Origin of the sequence: Pseudoalteromonas sp. TB64 (genome assembly GCF_000498095.1) — a bacterium.
Lineage (GTDB): Bacteria > Pseudomonadota > Gammaproteobacteria > Enterobacterales > Alteromonadaceae > Pseudoalteromonas.
The window spans coordinates 1-8,314 of the sequence record NZ_AUTQ01000198.1; the positions used below are offsets into that span (position 1 = coordinate 1).

General features: G+C 36.3%; 10 protein-coding genes, 2 tRNA genes and 1 pseudogene. 5 read left to right on the top strand and 8 right to left on the bottom strand.

Annotated features, from left to right (window positions below):
- Positions 1–979 (bottom strand): tRNA 2-thiouridine(34) synthase MnmA (gene mnmA, locus L647_RS0116690; RefSeq protein ID WP_024612070.1); only part of this gene is annotated, 979 nt, incomplete at its 3' end.
- Positions 980–1,344: 365 nt separating this feature from the next.
- Between mnmA and L647_RS0116695 the strand changes: the two genes are divergently transcribed.
- Positions 1,345–2,616 (top strand): diguanylate cyclase, encoded by a 1,272-nt coding sequence (locus L647_RS0116695; protein ID WP_024612071.1) that lies wholly within the window; start codon positions 1,345–1,347, stop codon positions 2,614–2,616.
- A gap of 8 nt (positions 2,617–2,624) precedes the next feature.
- Here L647_RS0116695 and L647_RS0116700 read toward each other — a convergent pair whose 3' ends face one another.
- The 7 genes and pseudogenes from L647_RS0116700 to L647_RS01000000124455 all read right to left on the bottom strand — a co-directional run bounded on the left by L647_RS0116700 (position 2,625) and on the right by L647_RS01000000124455 (position 5,769).
- Positions 2,625–3,062 carry an NUDIX hydrolase gene (locus L647_RS0116700; RefSeq protein ID WP_024612072.1) on the bottom strand — a complete coding sequence of 146 codons (438 nt, stop codon included), beginning with the start codon at positions 3,060–3,062 and terminating at the stop codon, positions 2,625–2,627.
- Positions 3,055–3,741, bottom strand: a complete 687-nt coding sequence (locus tag L647_RS0116705; RefSeq protein WP_024612073.1) for a pseudouridine synthase — start codon at positions 3,739–3,741, stop codon at positions 3,055–3,057. The genes L647_RS0116700 and L647_RS0116705 overlap by 8 nt, the downstream gene beginning before the upstream one ends.
- Positions 3,741–4,070 carry a TusE/DsrC/DsvC family sulfur relay protein gene (locus L647_RS0116710; RefSeq protein ID WP_024612074.1) on the bottom strand — a complete coding sequence of 110 codons (330 nt, stop codon included), beginning with the start codon at positions 4,068–4,070 and terminating at the stop codon, positions 3,741–3,743. Before L647_RS0116710 ends, L647_RS0116705 begins: the two co-directional genes overlap by 1 nt.
- A 3-nt stretch (positions 4,071–4,073) precedes the next feature.
- Positions 4,074–4,340 (bottom strand): DsrH/TusB family sulfur metabolism protein, encoded by a 267-nt coding sequence (locus tag L647_RS0116715; RefSeq protein ID WP_024589175.1) that lies wholly within the window; start codon positions 4,338–4,340, stop codon positions 4,074–4,076.
- A complete protein-coding gene (gene tusC / locus L647_RS0116720) occupies positions 4,337–4,693 on the bottom strand; it encodes a sulfurtransferase complex subunit TusC (RefSeq protein WP_024612075.1) in 357 nt (118 codons plus the stop codon). Before tusC ends, L647_RS0116715 begins: the two co-directional genes overlap by 4 nt.
- Positions 4,690–5,043: a sulfurtransferase complex subunit TusD gene (tusD, locus tag L647_RS0116725; RefSeq protein WP_024612076.1), complete on the bottom strand. Its 354-nt coding sequence runs from the start codon at positions 5,041–5,043 to the stop codon at positions 4,690–4,692. The genes tusC and tusD overlap by 4 nt, the downstream gene beginning before the upstream one ends.
- A 56-nt stretch (positions 5,044–5,099) precedes the next feature.
- Positions 5,100–5,769 (bottom strand): annotated as a pseudogene (locus L647_RS01000000124455) (Bax inhibitor-1/YccA family protein).
- 248 nt (positions 5,770–6,017) lie between these two features.
- Between L647_RS01000000124455 and L647_RS0116735 the strand changes: the two are divergent.
- The 4 genes from L647_RS0116735 to L647_RS0116755 form a co-directional block, all read left to right on the top strand.
- Positions 6,018–6,108 (top strand) — tRNA-Ser (locus tag L647_RS0116735).
- 85 nt (positions 6,109–6,193) lie between these two features.
- Positions 6,194–6,284, top strand: a tRNA-Ser gene (locus tag L647_RS0116740).
- A gap of 431 nt (positions 6,285–6,715) precedes the next feature.
- Positions 6,716–7,552 carry a LytTR family DNA-binding domain-containing protein gene (locus L647_RS0116750; protein ID WP_024612077.1) on the top strand — a complete coding sequence of 279 codons (837 nt, stop codon included), beginning with the start codon at positions 6,716–6,718 and terminating at the stop codon, positions 7,550–7,552.
- Between the two features lie 118 nt (positions 7,553–7,670).
- The coding region (locus tag L647_RS0116755) for a CPBP family intramembrane glutamic endopeptidase (protein ID WP_024612078.1) at positions 7,671–8,314 on the top strand (644 nt) is incomplete at its 3' end.

An 8,314-nucleotide genomic window follows, 5' to 3' on the forward strand; every position in this document is an offset into this window, starting at 1 on the left:
CTTCGCCTACTAATAGGGTACAGCTTAAGTCTTCTTGGCGGTAACGAGTTTTTACTGTGCAGCGGGTGGTGCCTTTAGGACCAATGCGGTCTACCCAATGAAGTTGGTTTGCATTAAGACCATTACTGTATAGGCGAGGGTGATCTTTACCCTGACCAACCACAAGTACATTGCGTTCAAGGTCTTTATCTACTACGTACCATGGTTCACCCGAACCTTCTTTCATACCGCCAATTAGCAAGCCTTTGCGCTGTCCAAGTGTGTGGTACATCAAGCCTTCGTGTTCACCTACGTTGTTGCCATCAGTGTCTTCGATTACACCAGGTTGAGCTGGTAAAAACTTTTGTAAAAAGTCTTTAAATTTACGCTCACCAATAAAACAGATACCGGTGCTGTCTTTTTTATCGTGAGTGATTAAGTCTTGTTCTTCAGCTATGCGGCGTACTTCTGGTTTTTCGATATCGCCTACAGGGAATAAGGTTTGACCAAGGTGCTCGTGGCTTAAGGTATATAAAAAGTAGCTTTGGTCTTTATTGTTATCAAGTCCGCGACACATTACGTATTTGTCACCGCGAAGTTCACGTTGAACGTAATGGCCCGTAGCAATAAAGTCTGCTCCAAGAGCTTGTGCAGCAAACTCTAAAAAGGCTTTAAATTTAATTTCTTTGTTGCACATTATATCTGGGTTTGGAGTACGACCCGCTTTGTACTCTGCTAAAAAGTACTCAAACACGTTGTCCCAATACTCTGCTGCAAAGTTAACAGTGTGAAGCTCAATGCCTAACTTATCACATACTGCTTGTGCATCTTTTAAATCATCAGCGGCGGCACAATACTCATCATTGTCGTCTTCTTCCCAGTTCTTCATAAACAGGCCTTCTACTTGGTAGCCTTGTTGTTGTAATAAATATGCAGATACAGAAGAATCAACACCGCCGGACATGCCAACAATGACTTTAATGTGACTATTTTCGCTCATGAATAATTTCGCTTATACAGATTGCTGTTAACTTGGAAAGGACGCGATTATAGCATGTATTTTGTTTGTGCTTAAAGAGTGTAGGGCGGCAAAGGACATAATTTGTCACTATTTTATTTATATAACAAATAGCAAACTCGACTTAAGGCGTTTTTTAAGTCATGTACTTAGTACAATGCTACTTTTTTAAATTAACAATGAGATACTTATAAGATCAATGGAATGATTTTAAAGTTATAAAAAATAGTGTTTTCTATTAAAGCGACTAAAGTAAATATAGGTTTAATGGGAAGTACGGCAATGAAAGATTTGTTAAATACCAATTACGTTGGGGTTGCTCTAAATATAATCAATGGAATGAATGTATGCACTATGCTTATCAAGTAAATAAGATAAAATCTTTAATTGAACACTATACCTGTAAATCTGAAATTTACCCCAATGATCTATTAACGAGTACTACGAGCGAGTTTAAAAAAGCTGCATATCATCTTTTTTATGAGTTTATAAAGCTAAAAAGTTTTCGTATTCATCAAGACCCTAATCATATACATGAATTATTTTCTTTAATTAAACAATCATCTTTAAAAAATCAGGTTGAAAAAAAGGTATTTGATCATATCGAAGCTTGGTGGCTTGAATGGTCTTTTGTTTTAGAGATGGAGGAAATGATAAACAATGATAAAAATAGTCCACCAATGGCTTGTTTATCAAAAAACACAATTTACTCAATGCGAAAGCATGAGTTAAGCCATTACGAAAAGCTATTTACAGTATTGCCTATGCCTGTTTGTAATGTATGTGCAAAAACGGGGAATATTTTAAAAGTAAATCAGCGGTTTATAGATATATTTGGCTATACAATTAAGGATATTCCAAATATAAGTGTTTGGTGGGATAAAGCATACCCAGATCCGCAATACAGGAAGGTTGTGAAAGAGCTTTGGAGTAGCTCATTAGATGATGCTCAAAAAAATAACAATGATATTCCCGCTAACAATTATCGTGTTTCTTGTAATGATGGTTCTCAAGTGGTGATGGAAATATCGGGCATTGATATTGGTGAAGAAATTCTAGCCGTTTTTAACGATGCCACAGAGCGTTTACGAGCCGAAGATTTACTAAGAGATATGGCTTTTCTTGATGCACTAACAAAAATAGCCAATAGACGCAGATTTGACGAAAAGTTAGCAGATGAATTTAAAAAAGCGAGTGATTCTAAAGGTACTTTATCTATTATCATTATTGATATAGACCATTTTAAACAATTTAATGATTTTTTTGGTCATGTAGCAGGAGACACTTGTTTGCATGATGTAGCACAGAAGATTGCCTCTACAGTAAGTCGACCAGAAGATTTTGTAGCTCGATATGGTGGCGAGGAGTTTGTTGTTTTATTGCCGCAAACAGATACTCAGGGGGCGCTATTCATAGCGGATCAAATACAAAAAGCGATTGAAGATTTAGCTATTGTGCATAAAGGTAGTTTTACTGGTTTACTCTCTTTAAGTATGGGAGTAAATACTATAGATAAAACCAGAAACTATGACATGCTAGATTTTGTAAAAGGGGCAGATAGCGCACTCTATTACGCTAAAAATCAAGGTCGTAATTGCATAGCATTAAATCCTAGGTAATAAATAACTTAATTATAAATAGCATCAAGGTTTAAAGGCTCTTTTTGCAAGCTGTCTGTTATGCATTTTAAAACTAAATCACTTCTCAGTGGTAATGTTTTAATTTCCTCTAAGGTATGCCAGTTAGCCGATATAATATCGGAGTCGATAGGTTTGGGCGTTTGTGTTTTTTCGTCGGCTTCAAATATAAAACAAAATCGTAAATAATGTACGCCATTTGCAGCGTGTAAATTATAGATACCCAATAAGCCTGTAGGCATTAGCGTTAAACCCGTTTCTTCAAGTAGCTCTCTGCTTGCAGCTTGTGAAAGGGTTTCGTTTTGTTCTAAGTGACCAGCAGGTTGGTTATAACAAATTTTATTTGTGAATTTATCACGTTCTTTTACAAGTAAGAACGTGTTTTGTTTTTTTACAATTGCAGCAACGGTCACATGCGGTTTATGCATCAACCACGCCTTTAATTACTTTGTACTCACCTGAGTTAATATCATCAAGCGTGTAGTTACCAATACTGTAGCGAATTAGGCGAAGTGTAGGGTGACCAATATGCGCGGTCATACGACGGACTTGTCTGTTTTTACCTTCGTTAATGGTAATGCTTAACCAGGTGGTAGGGATTGCTTTTCGCTCGCGTACAGGCGGATTACGGGCCCAAATTGTAGGCTCATCAATTATTTTAACATTGGCGGGGAGTGTAAGGCCGTCTTTAAGTTTTACTCCATTACATAAATCATTAATTGATTCACTCGTTGGTTCACCTTCAACTTGTGCCCAGTAGGTTTTATTGGTTTTTTTATCAGGCGCCGTTAGGGTGTTTTGTAATTTCCCACAGTTTGTTAAAAGCAATAAGCCTTCACTGTCTCTGTCTAACCTGCCTGCTGCGTAAACTTCTTTAATAGGAATAAACGCCGCTAGTGTTTGCCTGTCGGCATCATCTGTAAATTGGCATAGCACATCAAATGGCTTATTGAATAACACAATTTTTCTGTCTTTAGATGCTATTTGCGGCTTTACTTCTCTTTTACCTGAAGGCGTTTTATTAAGTGCACTACGTGAGTAAGTGCGCCCAGTGCTTCTTTTAGGTTTGGATTCAGTTACTTGATTATTGCCTGATTTAGCTCTCATTATATGCACCTAGCTGGTTTTGGTAATCCGGCAATTTTTGTTGCTTGCTTTGCAGGACCTTTAGGGAATAATTTGTATAAATAAAGGCTATTCCCTTTATCTTCACCTAGAGCTTTAGCCATTGCTTTTACAAGCATTCTTATTGCTGGACTGGTGTTATATTCAATATAAAAATCACGAACAAAGTTAATTACTTCCCAGTGTTGAACGCTAAGCGTAATGTTTTCTTGGGTAGCGATAACAGGTGCTAGCTCTTTTGACCATAAAGTATGGTCAAGCAAATAGCCTTGTTTGTCTGTCTCAATTTGTTGGTTGTTAAATTCAAGCATGAGTTACCAGGTAATAGATTGATTAGTTGATAAAGTCAGTGCTACAAAGTCTTCATAGCTAATGGCTTTATCGTTATCTGTTAATTTTATTGCGCGTACTTGCGCGTCTTGTTCAAGTATTAACAGTGTATCTGCAAATTGTCTAAATTGTTTTTTTGCAAAGCAGGCATCACCAACAAGTAATACGTTATCGGTTGATAAAATTAAATTTTCTAGCTGGTTTGCCGAGTAGTAATTAAGCGGCTTAGAAAAAATATGTAACGTACTCATAGGGTCACCACATGTTGCTGCGCTTTAATTAATGTTTGTTGTTGACTAAAGTTCAGTGCCTTTGCCTCTATGAGTAAATCATGCTTATTTAAACCATAATCAAGCAATGATTTTTCACACACGTAAATATTTTCAACATCATAGATTTCGAGTGTTTTAATGTTTTTAAAAAAATCTTTTAAGCCAATATTGTTTGGTTGTTGATGCTTTTTTAAAGCCAAAACAGCAGGACCGCTAAATAGCCAACTTACATTTTGATCAACGGCTGCAAATATTAATGTCATATCAAGTGCATCACGAATATTTAAATCGTCAAATGGGCTGGACTGACTCATTACTAATACATTGATCATTTAAATTGCACCCATTTGTCTGCATCACAAGTAAGCATTGCAAATTCAGCCAACCCTGCGACGGTAAATACACCTGTGTTGTTAATATCCAATCCGCGCTTTTGCGCTGCGGTAACACATAGCATTAAATTTAGTTTTTTATCGGCGAGTTGCTGCCAATGTGCTGAAATTTGAAGTTCGTCTGAAGATAAATCAAAGTGAGTAGATGCATGATAAATACCTTGCTGGTATAAAAAAATAGCATCAATAGTGTGCCCTTGGGCTAAACATGCATTCGCAAACTTAACTATACGTTGCGTGGTATCGTGATCGGATGGTGGTGTATGTAATGAAAGAACAAAACGCGACAAAACAATTCCAATAAAAAAAGCCCCAATTAAGGGGCTATTTTAACAGAACTATTTAATTAGTCATTACTTACGCCAAGTAGAGCAAGTAAAGAAGTAAATAAGTTATATACGCTTAGGTATAAAGATACTGTTGCGCGAATGTAGTTAGTTTCGCCGNCCGCCGTTAATGATTCGGCTTGTATCAAATAATATCAAGCCAGACATAATCAACACAACTGCAGCATTAAGCACCATAAACATAAGTGAACTGCCAACAAAAATATTAACAATGCTTGCTACAATCACAACGATTAAACCAACAGTTAAAAAGCCACCCATAAATGAGAAGTCTTTTTTAGTGTTTAGTGCATAAGCAGATAAACCAAAAAAGATAAGCGCGGTAGAACCTAATGCTTGCATAATAAGCATAGGACCATTTGGCATTGCAGCATAGTGGTTAAGCAAAGGACCTAAGCCTGCACCCATTAAACCAGTGAAGGCGAATACCCAAAATACGCCTGATGCAGTTTCTGCCTTTTTATTTACAACAAATAATAAGCCAAATGAAGCAAGTGTAAACACTATACCCATGAAGTAAGGTAATTGTAGTGCCATTGAAATACCGGCTGTAACAGCACTAAATGCAAGTGTCATAGCAAGTAAAAAGTAGGTGTTTTTAAGTACCTTGTTTGTTTCAATGGTAGACATTACCGGTTTAGAGGTATTGTACGATTGATTGAACGCCATTGTAGAGCTCCTTAAGTGAAACGTGTGTTTCGATAATTTAACTAAAATTAGATTACCAACTCTTATATGTTTGGGCAAACCTTTGTAGATCAATAGAGTCAAATATTTAAATAAAAGTTCATTTACAGTGATATTTTATATATTTAGCTTTAAGTTTGAACAATTTAGTTGTTTTTTAAGCACTTGAACAATTTATTTAAAAAAAAGCTTCACAAAAGGGATAGGTTTCCCTAATATGCAGGTCGTGCGGAGAGATGGCAGAGTGGTCGAATGCACCGGTCTTGAAAACCGGCATGGGTTTATAGCCCATCTAGGGTTCAAATCCCTATCTCTCCACCACTTATTTAATAGGTGTGTGGTAATTAAAGTATCATTCATTTAAATAGTTATTAGTACACTCTTACTTTTAACTTAGAGCAGTATCGGAGAGATGGCAGAGTGGTCGAATGCACCGGTCTTGAAAACCGGCATGGGTTTATAGCCCATCTAGGGTTCAAATCCCTATCTCTCCACCATATAACAAAATAGCCCGCTAATTTAGCGGGCTTTTTTGTGTTTGGAACAAAATCAGTGCACTTATACCAATCCGCAATAATACTTAATCATTTTGCGGGGCTAAACGTGTCGCTCCCTGCGTTAAAAAACTCTCATTTAGAACAACTAAATAGCGAATTTTTTGCCTAGCTATCAACACGTTTTTCCGCCCTCAAAATAGACCACTTAATTAAGCGAATTGGTATTACATGTTTTATCTCTCATTAGTAAAATCTTAAAAGCAGATAGAATTGCTCACACAACACCTTCTGCTGTTAAATAACGTTGATGTTCTCTTCCTTTTTTTGTTTTTAATAAAACTACCATCACAAAAAATTTTAAATGAGTTGGAATGCACATATTAATGTGTGCTATTTTTAAATATTGGTGGATTAAAGGTATGCAAAATAGGATGTTGTGGCTCAAAGATGATCTAGATTCGAGAAAGTTAGTTGTATATCGTGCCGTCATGTTTTCGTTTATAGCGCTTTTTGTACTTTTTGTATTTCAACCTTTTGGCACTTCAAGCGATACCGAGTCTTACAAGTTTCTGCGGCTTTTTGGCTATGGGTTAGTAACCTTTTGTGCTTTGCTATTGTCAGGTTTTATAGAAATAGTGTTACTTAAGTTTAAGCTAAGTAAATTAAGCCGTTTAATTATTATTCCTATCACATATATTTTAATTACTGCGTTATTCAATCATGGGTATTTTGTGGTTGCTGTACTTGGGTCTTGGCATTGGCAGAATCAATTACTTTTTGTAGGGTATATTTTTTGTATTGGTGTATTTCCTCTTATTTTTTTACTTGTGGTAAATAGGCATGTAATAGATTTAACTAAGCCAAGTACAGTTAGCGTCGATCAAGAGCAGTTGAGAGAAGTTGAATTAAAGACAATTACTCTCAAAGGCGATAATAAAAACGACGAAATTAACACGGCTCATCACCATATTTTATTTATTAAATCTTCAGACAACTATTGTGAAATAACAATACTGGAAGGAGCTTCAACTTCACGTAAACTATTACGTGTATCTCTTAGCGGTTTATTAAAGCAGCTTCCAGAAAATACAATTATATTACGATGCCACCGTTCTTATGCGGTTAACCTGCAAAACATTCAGCACTACAGTGGTAATGCTGGAGGGTTGCAATTATCGCTGCATACAATTGATATTAAAATACCGGTGTCTCGTTCTTATGTAAAAGTAATAAAGGATGCTTTGTCATTAATCCCAAAAACATGTTAATCCCCCCTAAAACATGGGCTTTATACCTCGTCTTGTAATTGAGACCTAATATGTCGCTTTGTATTTTTACTATTGCCAAGATTAAGTTGAAATTAACAACTTAACGAGGAAAGTAGATATGAAATACGCTATCAAGGCACTTGTAATAATTTCTATATTTGTGTTTTGCCACTATGTAATGAGGCAGTTTTGGGGAGAAGGTTGGTCTAGCTGGTTGTCTGAACTTGATAATCTAACTGGCATTTTATTTACCCCCGCTAAATATACTTTTTTATATGGACCGTTAGTTATTGCGGCTATTATTTTGTTTAAACAAAGTGAGCCTTTTGAATCTATAGGGCTTAATTCTTCTGGTTTTATTAACTATGCACTCGCAGCAATTATTTGTTGTGCTCCTATGGCAATAGGTTATGGATTTTTGAGTGATGAACTTAACCTATCAATACCAGCAATAATCACCGGCTCAGTTTATGCGGGTTTTTTTGAAGAGCTAATTTTTAGGGCTGCATTGTTTGGTGTTTTATTTAAATATTGTAGATGGGGCTTTGTGCCTGCGGCATTAATTAGTTCAGTAATATTTGGCCTGGGTCATATTTATCAAGGTAATGATGCGATTTCTGCATTAATGGCGGTTGCGATCACTACTGTAGCAGGTACATGGTTTGCGTGGCTATATTGTGAATGTGGTTATCGTATTTGGTTTCCTATGTGGATGCATATTTTTATGAATGCAGCTTACGGAATATTTGGTATGTCGGGCGG

What these genes read in the sequence shown, in the direction of transcription:
- L647_RS0116695 (WP_024612071.1), top strand. Translation starts at nt 1,345, where the DNA reads ATGCACTATGCTTATCAAGTAAATAAGATAAAATCTTTAATTGAACAC.
- L647_RS0116700 (WP_024612072.1), bottom strand. Translation starts at nt 3,062, where the DNA reads ATGCATAAACCGCATGTGACCGTTGCTGCAATTGTAAAAAAACAAAAC.
- L647_RS0116705 (WP_024612073.1), bottom strand. Translation starts at nt 3,741, where the DNA reads ATGAGAGCTAAATCAGGCAATAATCAAGTAACTGAATCCAAACCTAAA.
- L647_RS0116710 (WP_024612074.1), bottom strand. Translation starts at nt 4,070, where the DNA reads ATGCTTGAATTTAACAACCAACAAATTGAGACAGACAAACAAGGCTAT.
- L647_RS0116715 (WP_024589175.1), bottom strand. Translation starts at nt 4,340, where the DNA reads ATGAGTACGTTACATATTTTTTCTAAGCCGCTTAATTACTACTCGGCA.
- tusC (WP_024612075.1), bottom strand. Translation starts at nt 4,693, where the DNA reads ATGATCAATGTATTAGTAATGAGTCAGTCCAGCCCATTTGACGATTTA.
- L647_RS0116750 (WP_024612077.1), top strand. Translation starts at nt 6,716, where the DNA reads ATGTTGTGGCTCAAAGATGATCTAGATTCGAGAAAGTTAGTTGTATAT.